Source organism: uncultured Microscilla sp. (assembly GCF_947493425.1).
GTDB lineage: Bacteria > Bacteroidota > Bacteroidia > Cytophagales > Microscillaceae > Microscilla.
Genome location: NZ_CANLRP010000035.1, coordinates 16,320 through 31,103, shown reverse-complemented (window position 1 = coordinate 31,103; position 14,784 = coordinate 16,320). Strand labels below are relative to the sequence as shown.

Sequence of the window (14,784 nt, the reverse complement as noted above, 5' to 3'; positions counted from 1 at the left end):
GGCTTGATTTGTTTTAGTAAAGTAAGTTTTTTATGAAGATATTCGCCATTGGCAGAAACTATGTGGCTCATATTGAAGAATTGGGCAATGAACGCCCCGATGAACCAGTAGTATTTACTATGCCCAATACTGCCTTGCTCACCAATAACAAGCCTTTTTATTACCCCGATTTTTCGAAAGACATTCATCATGAGGTAGAACTGGTACTGAGAATATGCCGCAATGGTAAATACATAGACGAAAAGTTTGCCCACAAATATTATGACTCTATAGGGGTAGGTATAGACCTCACCGCAAGGGACTTACAGGCTAAAGCCAAGAAAAAAGGCTTGCCCTGGGCTATAGCCAAAGGTTTCAACGGATCGGCTCCATTGTCTAATGAATTTATCAAGGTAGAGGATATTCCTGATGTACACAATATTAATTTCAGACTGGACATTAACGGAGAGGTAAAACAAGCGGGCAATACCAACCGCATGATGTTTAGCTTTGACGCCATTATTGCTTATTTGTCTCAATTTTTCCTGATTCAAAAAGGCGACCTTATTTTTACGGGTACGCCTGCCGGGGTAGGACCTGTACAAATAGGTGATACGATGACGGCTTACTTTGAGGATAAAAAAATGTTGAGCATAGATGTAAAGTAAGGTTGCCACACTGTTTGCCTGGATTGTGTAACTTTTTGGTAACTTTCCGGGCTAAATACACAGATTGGCGCAGTTTTTTAAGGGGTAATATACCAGATCAAATGATGCCATATCTGATCGGTTTTCCGGTCAACTATTATTCAAAACATTTTGTTAAGAGAACGCTGTGATGCAATGATCCAATTTCTGCTTCGTTTGGGCAAGCTGGATTGAGGCATTACTTTTGTTTTTTATGTAATTTTTGTAATATGCCTAACAAATTATGATGGCATCAAATTCCAGAAAGTATTTTAATTATATATATATTACTCTTTGCGTGGTTACCCTTTTGGGAGCTTTGGGTATGGGCTATATTGTGCCCTCAAAACCCAAAACCATAGATGAACAAAGGGTAAAGGAGATTACCTTGCGGGTGCAGCGTGAAATAGCTGCCATGAAAGAGGAGTCGGGTACTGTAGCCAAGGCTATTCTTACCCAAGGTTTGCAATCTTTTGCCAACGGAAATTTTAAGCAGCAATACCATTGTTATATTTATAAACAAAGCGAGCTAAAGTATTGGACTAACTACAGGTTTGTGCCTGATTATCAGGATATAAAAGGGCAGTACCTTACCGAGATGTTTAAGTTTAGAAATGGGTATTATTTGGCGCTAAAAACCATCATAGCACACCCCAAAGAGGGCAAACTAGAGATGTTTAGCCTATTGCCTGTATATACCCAATACCCCATCAGCAACGCCTACCTTAAGTCGGGGTACAATGCCCACATTATTTCTGATAATACAGTGAAAATTTCGCTGACCAAAAATAAACGACACCGCAATATATTTAGCAAAAACAAACAGTTTTTATTTAGTCTGGAGCCCTCTGGCAAGCCGATGGTTCAACAAACCGAAACTTCGTTTATTACTATTATACTCATTAGCCTAAGTGTGTTTTTTTTGGGGCTACAGGTCAATCTTTGGGCGAAGCAACTGGTGCGAAGCAAAAAATTTGAACTGGGCTTTTTATTGTTTGCGGCGTACTTGGTGGGAGTAAGGTTGTTGATGCTACAGTTCGGCTTTCCGGGTAACTTTACCAGCAGTCAATTATTTAGCCCCCATATTTATGCTTCGTCGGAGCTCTCACCTTCTATTGGCGACCTCCTCATCAATGTGAGCATTTTGGTAGGATTGGTCGTTTATTTTTCGGGATATTACTTCAGGTCTAGGTCGTACCGTTATTTGATTAACCTGCCTTATAACAAAAAACAGCGGGTGTCGATCATTTTGGTGATTTTGAGCTTTTTTGCCTTGCAACTCACTTTTTATATACTGCAAACCATCATTGTAGATTCTCAGCAAATCAATGTAGACATTACCGAAAATATAGAGGTAACATCTGCTAAGTTGGTGGCAGGCATTGTGTTTTTGTTGGTATCGGGCTTTTACTTTTTTGCCACCCATATATTCAGCCGTCTTTTTATCAGGCTCAACCTGGCTGCCAATCGTTATGTTACCCGCGACTCCATATCGGTTATTGTGTTGTTTGTATTGGGCACAGGCGCTTATGTACTCATTAGTTTTTTTGCCGAATTGTTACAACCAATGGTCTTGATTATCAATGGTTGTTATTTTGCTATATTGGTAGCCATCAGGTTGCCCCGTCAACTTTATCGTTTCAAATATCTTTCTACCATTTATATGTTTTTGGGAGCGCTTGCCTGCGCTAGTATGGGGGCGTATGTAGTGGTAGACTTTGGCGAAAGGGAAGCTATAGAGAAGCGCCGCAAAATTGGAGATTTTTTGATTGCTGAAAACGACTTGCGTACTGAATTTTACCTCAAAGACGCTATCAAATCGATCAAACAAGACTCTACGCTTACTACTGCCTTTAACGACAGCACCTCTCAAGACAAGCAAATAAGGGCACAAGTGGTCAAACACCTGGGCAACGATTTTAATAAGTACCTGGTAGATATTTTATTGTTTAGTGGTAAAGATGGCAATACTTACACCAACCCACCTATCAACAAAGTAAACACACAAGACCCTTCGTTGACCAAAGATGATGTGATTTTTACCAATTACTTTGAGTACAAAAAGAAGTATGACCGCATATTTTACGAAACCGAACATCCTGACATTTTCTTTATCAATGATTTAGGAGCCAACCTGATTAAACAATACCTGGGGTTTATAGCTATAGGTGATAAAAAATCCCCAAAAGGGTATATTATTCTAAATTTTAAGCAAAAAAGGGCTGTTTCCACCAATGTATACCCTGAGTTACTGGTAGACAAGCAGTTTTTGCGTACTTCGGAACTTAAAAAGTACAGTTATGCGGTGTTTGAAAAAAACAAGTTGATCTATAGCGCAGGTACTTATAACTATGAGCGTGATTTTGATATTAAGTTCTTGGCCAATGATCAGGCAATTACCAAAGGCCTGGTACATAAAAACTTTAAACACCTGGTGACCAATGGTGGGCGCAAAAAGTTTGTGGTGATCTCAAAAGAGCATTACCCGTTGTCACAATTTTTCTCTAATTTTTCTTTCCTGTTTTTGTTGTTGGTATTGTTTATCACCAACATTATTCTATTGTTTAGCCTACTCACCAGGGTAAGAAAGATCAAGGTAAACTTTGCTACCCGCATCCAGTTTTACCTCAATGTTGCTTTCTTTCTGCCGCTTATCACGGTAAGTTTGGCTATGTTGAGCCTGATTGATTCGTCATATCAAAATGATTTTGATAATGCGTTTTTTGAGAAAACAGAAACCGTTGCCACCAATATTTTACCTTATGTAGAGAGTTACCAGGAAAAATCGCTTACCCAAAGCCAGTTGTTCGATAAGCTCATCCAAATAGGGCAATACCTTGAGGTAGACATTAATATTTTTACCCCCCAAGGCAAACTCATCACCTCTACTCAGCCTTCTATCTACGAAAAATACGGTTTGTTGTCTAAGTACCTCAATTACAAAGCATACCAAACCCTTTCGGGCAATCAGGTAAAAAAAGTCTTGTTGAGCGAATCGGTAGGGCAGCTCAACTATAAGTCGGTATACATACCACTGAAGTCTTACGAAACCAAAAAAACACTGGGCATTTTAAGTATTCCATTTTTTGATTCTAAAAATGAGCTGGACGAAAAAATGGTGAATGTATTATCAACAATTATGAATATATTCACTACTATATTTATTGTGTTTTTGATTGTGTCTTATTTTGCTTCCCAGATTTTGACTGACCCACTACGGTTGATTACCCAAAAAATACGAAAAACTACGTTACACGAGAAAAACGAGCCACTCGAATGGAACTCAAAAGATGAGATAGGTCTAATGGTAGATGAATATAATAAGATGTTGATCAATCTCGAAAAAAGTAAAGAAGCTCTGGCACGCAGCGAAAAAGAATCGGCTTGGCGCGAAATGGCTCGTCAGGTAGCACACGAGATCAAAAATCCGCTAACGCCCATGAAACTCACTTTGCAAATGCTGGAAATGCGTTTGCAACAACAAGAAGAGGAAGTAAGAGAAACGTTTGCCCGTTATTTTAAGACCTTGCTCACCCAGGTAGATACCTTGAGCGATATTGCTACATCGTTTTCGTCGTTTGCCAAAATGCCCATCCCTAAAAGTGAACGATTTGAGATTTCGGCAGTATTGAAAGAAACCGTAAATCTGTATACCAATAATAAAAACATAGACCTGGAAACGGACATTGCCAGTGGGGAGTTTTTTGTGATGGGTGACCAAAAATTGATGGGACGTATTTTTACCAACCTGGTGCTCAATGCTATCCAGGCGGTACCTTCTGACATTCGCCCTCAGGTAACAATTAACCTTACCCGTTTGCCCCAGCAAAACATCAGAATTGAGGTAAAAGACAATGGAAGTGGCATACCAGAAGATATCAGAAAAAAGGTGTTTGTCATCAATTTTACTACCAAAGAGTCGGGCTCAGGCATTGGTTTGGCGGTTGCCAAACGTGGTATTGAACACGCAGGTGGTCATATTTGGTTCGAGACGGAGGAAGACAAAGGGACGAGCTTTTTTATAGATTTACCCTTGATGGAATGATGGTTTTTAGCTGCACAAATCATATAACACTTTCTTCCTTGAACACGTTACTAAACTTTAGTATCTTGTAGTCTACTAAATTAAACAATAGCAAACACATGGAAGATCACGATTTAAGTAAATTTTCACCCGAAGATTTAGAAAAGGCGCAGCAGGTTATCAAAAAAGCCAATGATATTAGCTATTTTATCAAGGATTCTATTGCCAAAATGGATTTTGAAAAGTTGACTCCCGAAGAACTTGAACGTTTGTTTGAGATTGGGGAAGATGTGAGGCAAATGCATAGGGATTATGAACAGCGTAAAAAAGATTTGGAAGACAAAAGACAATCATCTAAGAATGAGTAGTTAACTTCACCTGTTTTGGGCAAGTAAATATGCCTGAAACAGGTTTTACTGTTTTCTACCCTGCAATGGTTTTAGCCAAGGTGAATTGCTGGTTGCCCATCTTCTAAGGAATTGTTCAAAAATAAATTTACACTCTGAGGGGTGATTTTTCGCCTTGATACTTCGTTATTTTTATTACCCGTAGCGCTGCTATGGGCGCAAAAAATAGCCTCGTCTCAAAACAAAACCTCTACCTCAAGAATGGTAATTTAATTTCTCACTATTCCTAACCAATAAACTAATATCAAAATTTTCACTTTACCCACTTAGAAGCCAGAACACTAACTATCTACCCACTCTTTAAACTTACTGGCTTTTTCCTGGCTTACAATCACTTCATTGGTAATGGTAGGCGTAGGTTTAAGTTTTAGTTTGAGTTTGCCCTTAAAATAAGGGTGAATGCTCTCGATGGCTTGTACATTGACCATAAATTGACGGTTGGCTCTAAAAAACAAGCGAGGGTCTAGCATCCGCTCCATTTCGTCAAGCGAATAATTTACGTGGTACTTTTTGTTATCTTGGGTCAATAAAAACACCAGGTCATCTTTATAAAAATAAGCTATTTGATTGCTTAGTATTGGTATCAACTTGTTGCCCGCTTTTACCAAAAATCTGGTTTTGTAATCTTCCTGTTTCAAGTGCTTAAATTGCTCCAGCAAAGACGTCATTTGTGCTGCCATTGCTGGTGTAGGGTTTGCCTCCTTTTGCTTAAACTGTGTCTGAAACTTATCTAAGCTTCCCTTAAGATCATTATAGTCTATAGGCTTCAGTAAATAATCAATTCCGTTTGCTTTGAAAGCTTTCAGGGCGTACTGATCATAAGCAGTTACAAAAACTACCGGAGTTTTGATGTCGACTTTTGCGAAAATGTCGAAGCTTAATCCATCAGACAAATGAATGTCCATCAAAATCAAATCGGGTAGGGTAGTGGCACCGCCAAACCATTCCACGGTTTTTTTTACCGAGTCGAGCGTCTCTATTACCTCTATAGTTTGAGGGTACTTATCAAGCAAACGGTGTAGCTTTTCTATCGCAAGTGCCTCATCTTCTACAATAAGTATTTTCATGTATATTCGTGATTTAGTCCATAGTCGCTTTGGGCTCATTTGTAATTAGCTTTGCAGAGCTCCCTCCGGTCGGTTCGTAATTAATCCAGTAATTCTTTATAAATATAGTCCATATCCAGATGGGTACGTAAGTAGTCTGCTAATTTGTTGTATTGTGTTTCTTTAAACGATTGATAATCAAAGTGCTGGGTACTGGTTTGGGGGTTGAATCGGGCAAGCAAACGGTCAATCACCACTGGGTTATCTAAAATACCATGCATATAGGTACCCCAAGTATCATTATTTAGTTGGTATCCTTCAGTAGAGCTGTCAGCAAACCTGTTCAAAGGTTGCAAACCCGGCACCTCTTCTATCACTTCAGTTTTGCCCATGTGTATCTCATAGCCTTGGCAAAGGTCTTGACTTTGGTCGAAATGAAAATCACGTTGCAAAGTAGTTTTTTCTGTCGTAAGCACTGTTTTCAACGGCAAAATACCCAACCCCCGACAATGCGTCAAATTACTCTCTATACGGTGTGGGTCTTCTATGTATTGCCCCAGCATTTGATACCCCCCACAAATTCCGATGACTGTTTTATGGTTTTTATGCAGCTCAATAATGGCTTGAGCAGCCCCATTACGTTTGATGTCGCTCAGGTCTTGAATCACGTTTTTAGAACCGGGCAAAATGGCAATATCTGCTTTCCGTATTTCTTCAGGATGATTGGTATAGTACAAGTTTACTCTAGGGTCTTTTTCCAGTACATCAAAATCGGTGAAGTTAGACAAGCGCCGCAACAGTACTACTGCCACATTTATTGTCCCTGCTTGAGCTTGCTTGCTGCGCTTTTCGAGCCCTAGAGCATCCTCTTCTTCTATGTGAATATCGGTAAAATAAGGCAAAACCCCTACTACTGGCACCCCGGTTATTTCTTCCAGCATTTGGCGTCCGTCTTCAAACAAACGCGAATCGCCCCGAAATTTATTGACAATAATTCCTTTGATCAGACGGCGTTCTTCAGGGGGTAACAGGGCTATAGTACCATACACCGACCCAAATACACCCCCCCGTTCAATGTCGCTGATAAGGTAAGTGTTTGCCTGGGCGTGCAAGGCAATGCGCATATTGGTAATATCACGTTTTTTGAGGTTAAGCTCCGAAATACTGCCCGCCCCCTCTATCACTATAGGGTTGTATTGTTGTGCCAGACGATCGTAAGCCTGGGTAACTGCGGTAAACAATTCAGCTTTGTCGTTGGCAAAATAATCAAACGCCGAACGATTGCCTACAGGTTTTCCATGAAGCACTACTTGTGATGCTTGCTCGCTGGTGGGTTTTAGCAATACTGGATTCATGTCGGAGAGGCAATCAATGCCTGCTGCTTCGGCTTGCACTGCTTGCGCCCTGCCCAGCTCCAGTCCTTGTTTGGTTACGTAACTGTTCAACGACATATTTTGCGCTTTGAAAGGTGCTGGATGGTAGCCGTCTTGAGCGAGTATCCGACAAAATCCTGCATTAATTATGCTCTTGCCCACATCAGAGGCAGTGCCCACAAACATTAAAGGCTTGAGTTTTTTCATTTTTTTTGCCATTAAAAAAAAGCGATTTCTTTGAGCAATTGTGCCACCGAACTATACACTTGATCGTTTATTTGCCAACCGTAACCTGTGGGTTGTTTATCTAACAGCACTACTTCACAGGCTACATTTTCGTTGTTGGTATCAACTACCGTATATCCTTCACGTTCAAGCGCCCTTTGGGTCCAAAAAGCTTGAATACCTTTGCCTTGCAAGCGTATTTCTTTGCGTGCTGATTCATTGATCTTAAAAGCCCCGGTGTGTTTGTCAAAATAAAAACCATCTTTTTGAAAAGCCTTTTCAAATACGCCATTCAATACCAGGTCTTCGGGAGTTCCAGTGGCAATGCTGCATAAACCCTGCACGCTTTTTTTTCCCATCAGCCAGATGTTATCCGCTGCCTGCAAAGCAAGGTCAAGTTCATGGGTGGTGAGCAAAATAGCCTTCTGGGTTTGTTTGGCCAGCTTACGCAAAAGTTTAAAAATCATTACCCGGTTAGGCAAGTCAAGGTGAGCGGTAGGTTCATCTAATAGAATAAGTGAAGTGTCTTGCGCCAGTGCCCTGGCAATCATCACTTTTTGGCGTTCGCCATCACTCAATTGATCAATATTTCGGTGGGCAAACTGCGCAGTTTCGGTTTCGTGCAGTGCCCAGTCTACCACTTCTTTATCGCGTGTAGTGAGCTTGCCCAACCACCCTGTATAAGGCACCCGCCCCAGGCTTACCAGTGTATACACCGACAAATTGCCAATGGTTACCCTATCAGTCAGCACCAAGCTAAGTTTTCGGGCAATATGGGCTGGTTTGAACTGATGTATAGGAGCCCCATCCAATAAAATTTTTCCTGCCAGCGCAGGTTGTACCTTAGCAATGGTACGCATAAGGGTAGACTTGCCCGAACCATTGGCTCCTAACAAACACACAAACTCGCCTGCGTGTAGTTTGAGGCTTAAGTCACGGGCAATTTTTTTTTCTCTCTTTTTACCTTTGTCGTACCCAATACTTAGATTTTGAGTAGAGAGTATGTTATTTGTCGTGAAGTTAGACAATGCTCATGTAGTTTTTAGCCAATGACAAAAATACCAAATGCCCTAATTACCTGTGGCTATGGGTATGGTTGGGTCATTTGAGAGGCGAAGGTAACAAAATTTTTATTAGTGGATAGCACCAACAGAAGCAGGTTTTGCTTATGTGTTGATGAATCGCTTGCTACTACATATCTAAATTTTTGCCTTATTTCCCGATGGCTTCTATTACTTTTTTAGTCCAAAGGTTAAAGTTAAAATTATCGTTGTGGGTTTCGCCCAAGCGTACAATCACTAAATCTTTTGAGGGAATCATTTGTACCCGTTGCCCGTGAAAACCTCGAAAAGAATAGGCATCTTTGGGTACATCCGGCATGAGTTCTTTGGGGTCGGTAGTGTCGTTGAGCCAAAAAGCTCCCCCGTAGTGCCCTTGTGATTTAGGCAGGGGTTTTCTCATAAAGTCAACATAGCTTTTATCAATAATTTGTGTGCCCGCCCAACTTCCTTCATTGAGCATAAACAAGCCTATTTTTGCCCAATCGCGTGCGGTAGCCCAAGAGTAAGAAGAGCCTACAAAGTAGCCGTTGGCGTCGGTTTCCAAGACCATACTATAGGCGCCTATGCGATACAAAAACTCTTGATAAGGAAACAGTTGATAACTCTTTTTATCGGGGAAATAGTTCGCCAAGGCAAAAGACAAAATGTTAGAAGTGCCCGAGCTATATTTCCAGCGAGTACCTGGCTGAAACTCAAGAGGTGCTTTGCTTGCCGTAATGCCTAAAGCATCAGACTCATACAACATTTTGGTCACACTTGATATATTGCCATAGTCTTCGTTCCACTTAAGCCCACTTTGCATATTGAGCAAATTCCTTAAAGTGATTTTTTCTTTGTCGGTACCTTTCCAGCCGGGCATATTGAACGGTTGGTCTAGCTTGAGTTCCCCTTTTTTGATCAAGATACCATATAAAATGGCCGTAATGCCTTTAGTCATACTCCAGCCCATCAAACGACTGTTTTTGTCAAAACCTTTGGCGTAACGCTCGCCTACCAATTGCCCTTTGTATACTACCAGGGTGGCACGGGTATAGAGTTTTTCGGGATTGGTAGTTCGAAAAGCCCAATCCATGGCGGCGGTTAGTTTTTGTTGTTGTTGAGCGTCCAACAGCTTGGCTTTGTCCTTGGCCTGGTATTCAAACCAGTGGGCGAGCGAGTCGTATTTAGTAGGGTTTAGGTTGAGCGTAGCTTGAGTGGCAGGTTTTTTCTGGTTAAACAGGGCACAGCCAAACCCTTCACGATAGTAAGCGGTTTTTGGGCGAAAGCCCCATACACTGGCGGTCACGCTTTTCTCTTTTTTATTTACTTTGATGCTGGTAAGCGACGCCGGAAAAAAATCAAGTTCTTGTTGTTTGACAGTGTTTGCTGGAATGTCTGCCAAAAAAACACAAGAGCACATGTTTTTGGCAGCATGCCCGTTGAGAATGGGCAAACGAGGGTATAAATAAAACCTAAAGCCAATCACTGGAAGTAAAACAATGATTAGAAGGAGGGAGAGGGCTACTTTTCTTTTTTTCATTTTGCAGGTTTGAAAACCAGTAATTTAAATTATGTCTTTATGCAATTAAGTTAAATTTACTTTAGCTTCAAAATTGTTTTTATTGACGTCACTGAGCAATGCTCATCCCAGACTTGAAAAAACGATTGTTGTGTAGGATTTTGGGCTTGAGTTGCCTTCGAAAACCTGCCAGGTTGAGGTGGAGGCTTCTACCTCCCGCGAAGGTCTTACCGCAGGGTGACCTGAGCAATGCTCACCCGAGACTTGAAAAAACGAGGAATCTTTTAGTAGTTGACGCTCCAACTCAAAACCACACTGGTTTAAGTTTAAGCGCAGCGGTAACTTAAATCTAACGATGACGAATAGTTTGTGCTTGCACTCCGAACTTGATTCGGAGCAATTGTTCTTGCACAAGCAAACCCAAGGTAGCCAATGCAAGCTTGAGTATTTGTTTTTTGCAAAAACATGGAAGCAAGATGCTTCCTCGAAAAAAGGCACAAGCGAGGGACGCTTGCGCCAGGTGGGGAGCAGAGGTCAATTACTTATTTTGCCTCATAAAGTGCAACAATGTGTTTGTATTGCTCCTCCAATGGAAGGTAAGCATCCAAAATAAGTTTATCTGGGTACTTGCTTGTCAGGGTTATCCTTTCCTGAATAACCTGATTGTGTTCTTGTGCTCTTTGCCATAGCTTTTCTTCATAATTAGGAATTTGATGAGCATAAGGGTTGAGGTCTTCCAAAGATTTTTTGTAATGCTGTTCAACTGTTTCATGAAAGTGAATAATACACAATTGATGCTGACAAACTTTGTGGAGTTTCAAAAGTTTCACCCAATTTTGTTTTTCAAAAAAAGGACTAAACAACATTCCTGGCAGATCATTGGGTCTCATAAAATATGACTCCAACAATTCGAATATCACATCTGTTTCGGGCAGATATTGTTCTTTGATGTATTTGTAAGTTTTTATTCCCAGTTCACTCTTCAGCTCATATTCTTCCCAAATCAAGTCAATGTGAGAAAAGTATCTGAGATTTAATCTTTGCTGTAGCTTTTTTTCTAACTCAGCCATGTTTACAGCACCAACATAAAACATTATTATATTCTTCATAAATTAATGTAGTCGTTATATGCATTGTTTGAGGAACTAATGTAATACATTGCCCCTTGTTGTATCTCTGCCAGAGTAAAAGTTGAGGGTAGGTTGTTCTGAACCACACTGATTTAAGTTTAAGTGCAGCGGTAACTTCAATCTAACGATGATGAACAAACAGTTTGTGCTTGCACTCCGAGCTTGATTCGGAGCAACTGTTCTTGCACAAGCAAACTTTTTGTGTCAAGTCGCCCTATGGGAAGGCTTGACACTATGGATGAATAGAAGTCTTCCCTGTATTTACTCTTTCAAGTCTTCTACGGAAGGCTTTTAACAACCGACCTCGATTCCAGCACCTGAGGGCGTTTTTCAGTATTCCGAAAAACGAGCATAGAAGGTTGTTCTGCGATTATTCATGACGCACTGTCTTTTGGTTGCTTGTGAAGACACAAAGTTGAATTACGAATTTTTCAATTACAAATTAGGAGTGTACGAAGTTTTTTTTCTGTACACTCTTCTCTTTATTTTTCATAGACTCAACGAGCCACTTTCCGTAATGCATTTGTCCGACAATATGTACAATGAGTTGGTCTTCAAACCTTATTTTAGGTCTCTTATACCCCTTGAGATTATTAGCGATTTTGAAAACAGTCAACAACATTGCAGCCATCAATGCGACATAAATTTGGACTTTCACTCCGTTGACTGAATGACTCAGGAGATGTTCAATTTTAAGCTCTTGTTTTAAGAACCTAAAGAAGACTTCAATATCCCATCGGTGGCGATAGATTTCAGCAATTTCCTTCGCTGTTAAATCCTCCATATTGGTAATAAAAAACAAGGTTTGTTTGTTCTCTTTGTCCCAGGCTTCTATCAGCCTAAATGGATGTTCAATTGCCTGATCTGAGTCCGCATAAAGGTATACTGTACTATCCTGCTTGAAACTCAGACGTTGCGTATCTTCAGGTAGCTCCCTTTTGGAATCTAAGGTCTTGTATCTCAAATTCTGCGCACCTCTGGTGACAAACTTAATTCCCTCATTATCAAATGATTTCATCTTTCTTCTCCCCTGGAGTCCCAAGTCAAAACAAATCATTTCATCCGAATTATTACCATTGTGCCTAATAATGTCTGCCAGTGCCACTTCTTCCGACAGGTAGGTTTGTTTTGCGTGTACTTTCACTGTTTTAGGAAAACGCCCTTTCAACCCTAATGTGACCTTAAGTTGCACTTTACGAGGTTTGTTTTTTGGGGGACGGCCCACGCGCATCCCCCAATCCACTAAGGCACTACTTATCTGGATAAGGGTAGAGTCAAAACGTTGCACATTCTTAAGCTTTTTATTGCCCCCATAACGCCTCGGAAAAAAATCACTCATCCACTCAAAAAGCTCCCTAAAGTAATCCGAGGGAATCGTTTTTAATCGGTCCGCCAGGGAGGAATGGCGAGTTTGATGTCCCGCATCTTTGTCCGAGTAATGTTCGAATAATGGAGAATTATAAAATTCTTCCAGTATGTGAGTACTTGGGCGAGGAGAACGGATCATAGCATACAGCAACAAATCAAAAAAAACACGACCACGAAGGCGCTGAATACTATGGTCTACCCGGTGTTTTTCACCTAATTTAGCCGTTAATTCGGCTGGTATAAGGCTTAAGATGTCTGATACTTGGATATTTTTTGCGTATTTTTGTGATTTCATAGATATATAAAATACTAAAAATGAACGTTTTACGCAAGTCACCCAAGACTTCGTACACTCCTAATTACAAATTACGAATTACAAGTATGTAGTTAGCGGTTTTATCACATCACCCAAAAACCATTCAAGTGCCTTTTGTAGGGGCAATCCTTTATGGTTGCCCTGGCGTAGTAAATTTCATTGCTTGGCGCTCCATAGTATTTTGTCAAGTAAGTTTGAAGACTTTCATTCATCTAAGCCTTCTACGAAAGGGTTTTAACAACCGACCTCGATTCCAGCACCTGAGGGCGTTTTTCAGTATTCCGAAAAACGAGCATAGAAGGTTGTTCTGCGATTATTCATGACGCACTGTTTTTTGGTTGCTTGTGAAGACACAAAGTTGAATTACGAATTTTTCAATTGAATTACAAGTATGTGGTTAACGGTTTTATCACATCACCCAAAACCCATTCAAGTGCCTTTTGTAGGGGCAATCCTTTATGGTTGCCCTGGCGTAGTAAATTTCATTGCTTGGCGCTCCATAGTATTTTGTCAAGTAAGTTTGGAGACTTTCATTCATCTAAGCCTTCTACGGAAGGTTTTTAACAACCGACCTCGATTCCAGCACCTGAGGGCGTTTTTCAGTATTCCGAAAAACGAGCATAGAAGGTTGTTCTGCGATTATTCATGACGCACTGTTTTTTGGTTGCTTGTGAAGACACAAGCAACGGCGTAAGAGCAGCGTCAAAACCTTGCTGTGTCAAGTGTTCCCGTAGGGCGACTTGACACTATGGATGGATAGAAGTCTCCGGACTTCTCCCGAAAACAAGTTAGGTTCACAATTCCCAGCTTGTTCACAGAGGATTTTTAATCTGCGAATGCAGCCCTTACCCGATTGATATAAGCGCTATGTGGGTTTTGCTACGCAAGGAAGCCTGGAGACTTCCCTGTATTTATGCTTTCAAGTCTCCTTCGGAAGACTTGAAAGAGCGGGGTGTGTTGCTCCTCAACGAAAGTGACAAACCTTCTTTTATCTAAAGGCTTAGTGGGGGTAAACGTGTCTAGAATATATTTTGCTCGACATTTGATACGCTGTGCCTCGTCTTTTTAGCATCAATTTTACTATAAACATAGAGTCTTTTCTGGAACCTATATCAGTATATTTTATGAAATATCTAAAAGTATTACTGACAGAATCAACCAATGTTAAGGTGTTTGCTGATTCATTTTTCCTGGCATGGGTTTTAAACATTATAAAAGATTGTAAACTGTCGCTTGGGTGAAGTACTTGTAGACTACTTGGAGCAAAAAAGAAACTTGTGGGCTCTTCCAAATTAGTAATACCTACACCATCAGAAAAATAATAGGTTTGTAACGGACTCAAGTAATTATGTTTGAAGGGGCGAATCAAAACTCTACAATTAGAATTATTAATGATGCTTAACTTTCCATAACGGTTGTATCCTGCCAAATTAATCTTTTCTTGATTTTCTGGTGAAATGCCGATCGTTTTGATAAACTCACGAAGAGGTAAAAGACCCTTTTGCCATTTCAGCTCTACCAGGGTGTTTCTAGGTTGGTTTTGCCTTGTATTGCAACTAAAAATGATAGACAAGATAGAAACACAACTTGTAATACGTGAAAAAAACTGCTTACTTGCCATGTTCTCTAAAGTAACGGTATAATAACACAACCTGTATTGAGAGTATGCCA

The 14,784-nt window shown here is 40.5% G+C and carries 10 protein-coding genes; 3 read left to right on the top strand and 7 right to left on the bottom strand.

Annotated features, from left to right (window positions below; all coding sequences use genetic code 11):
- The first annotated feature begins 32 nt into the window (after window positions 1–32).
- The 3 genes from Q0954_RS11700 (at window position 33) to Q0954_RS11690 (ending at window position 5,057) form a co-directional block, all read left to right on the top strand.
- A complete protein-coding gene (locus tag Q0954_RS11700; RefSeq protein WP_299457003.1) occupies window positions 33–647 on the top strand; it encodes a fumarylacetoacetate hydrolase family protein in 615 nt (204 codons plus the stop codon).
- Between the two features lie 262 nt (window positions 648–909).
- Window positions 910–4,710, top strand: a complete 3,801-nt coding sequence (locus Q0954_RS11695) for a HAMP domain-containing sensor histidine kinase (protein ID WP_299457001.1) — start codon at window positions 910–912, stop codon at window positions 4,708–4,710.
- 98 nt (window positions 4,711–4,808) lie between these two features.
- On the top strand, window positions 4,809–5,057 hold the full coding sequence (locus Q0954_RS11690) for a hypothetical protein (protein ID WP_299456999.1): 249 nt from the start codon (window positions 4,809–4,811) through the stop codon (window positions 5,055–5,057).
- 320 nt (window positions 5,058–5,377) lie between these two features.
- Here Q0954_RS11690 and Q0954_RS11685 read toward each other — a convergent pair whose 3' ends face one another.
- The 7 genes from Q0954_RS11685 to Q0954_RS11655 all read right to left on the bottom strand — a co-directional run bounded on the left by Q0954_RS11685 (window position 5,378) and on the right by Q0954_RS11655 (window position 14,734).
- Complete coding sequence (locus Q0954_RS11685) at window positions 5,378–6,163, bottom strand: LytTR family DNA-binding domain-containing protein (RefSeq protein WP_299456997.1); 786 nt, start codon at window positions 6,161–6,163, stop codon at window positions 5,378–5,380.
- Window positions 6,164–6,243: 80 nt separating this feature from the next.
- On the bottom strand, window positions 6,244–7,722 hold the full coding sequence (locus tag Q0954_RS11680) for a cobyric acid synthase (protein ID WP_299456995.1): 1,479 nt from the start codon (window positions 7,720–7,722) through the stop codon (window positions 6,244–6,246).
- An 11-nt stretch (window positions 7,723–7,733) separates the two neighbouring features.
- Complete coding sequence (locus Q0954_RS11675; protein WP_299456993.1) at window positions 7,734–8,768, bottom strand: ABC transporter ATP-binding protein; 1,035 nt, start codon at window positions 8,766–8,768, stop codon at window positions 7,734–7,736.
- Window positions 8,769–8,952: 184 nt separating this feature from the next.
- The gene (locus Q0954_RS11670; protein ID WP_299456991.1) at window positions 8,953–10,320 is read right to left on the bottom strand and encodes a serine hydrolase; all 1,368 of its coding nucleotides are present in this window, start codon (window positions 10,318–10,320) and stop codon (window positions 8,953–8,955) included.
- Window positions 10,321–10,841: 521 nt separating this feature from the next.
- Window positions 10,842–11,408, bottom strand: coding sequence for a hypothetical protein (locus Q0954_RS11665; RefSeq protein ID WP_299456989.1), 567 nt, complete (start codon window positions 11,406–11,408; stop codon window positions 10,842–10,844).
- 463 nt (window positions 11,409–11,871) lie between these two features.
- Window positions 11,872–13,092 (bottom strand): IS4 family transposase, encoded by a 1,221-nt coding sequence (locus tag Q0954_RS11660; RefSeq protein WP_299456988.1) that lies wholly within the window; start codon window positions 13,090–13,092, stop codon window positions 11,872–11,874.
- Between the two features lie 1,021 nt (window positions 13,093–14,113).
- Window positions 14,114–14,734, bottom strand: a complete 621-nt coding sequence (locus Q0954_RS11655; RefSeq protein WP_299456987.1) for a hypothetical protein — start codon at window positions 14,732–14,734, stop codon at window positions 14,114–14,116.
- Window positions 14,735–14,784: the final 50 nt, after the last annotated feature.

Excerpts from the sequence above, each read along its gene's own strand:
- Q0954_RS11700 (WP_299457003.1), top strand. The coding sequence starts at position 33 with ATGAAGATATTCGCCATTGGCAGAAACTATGTGGCTCATATTGAAGAA.
- Q0954_RS11695 (WP_299457001.1), top strand. The coding sequence starts at position 910 with ATGATGGCATCAAATTCCAGAAAGTATTTTAATTATATATATATTACT.
- Q0954_RS11690 (WP_299456999.1), top strand. The coding sequence starts at position 4,809 with ATGGAAGATCACGATTTAAGTAAATTTTCACCCGAAGATTTAGAAAAG.
- Q0954_RS11685 (WP_299456997.1), bottom strand. The coding sequence starts at position 6,163 with ATGAAAATACTTATTGTAGAAGATGAGGCACTTGCGATAGAAAAGCTA.
- Q0954_RS11680 (WP_299456995.1), bottom strand. The coding sequence starts at position 7,722 with ATGAAAAAACTCAAGCCTTTAATGTTTGTGGGCACTGCCTCTGATGTG.
- Q0954_RS11670 (WP_299456991.1), bottom strand. The coding sequence starts at position 10,320 with ATGAAAAAAAGAAAAGTAGCCCTCTCCCTCCTTCTAATCATTGTTTTA.
- Q0954_RS11665 (WP_299456989.1), bottom strand. The coding sequence starts at position 11,408 with ATGAAGAATATAATAATGTTTTATGTTGGTGCTGTAAACATGGCTGAG.
- Q0954_RS11660 (WP_299456988.1), bottom strand. The coding sequence starts at position 13,092 with ATGAAATCACAAAAATACGCAAAAAATATCCAAGTATCAGACATCTTA.
- Q0954_RS11655 (WP_299456987.1), bottom strand. The coding sequence starts at position 14,734 with ATGGCAAGTAAGCAGTTTTTTTCACGTATTACAAGTTGTGTTTCTATC.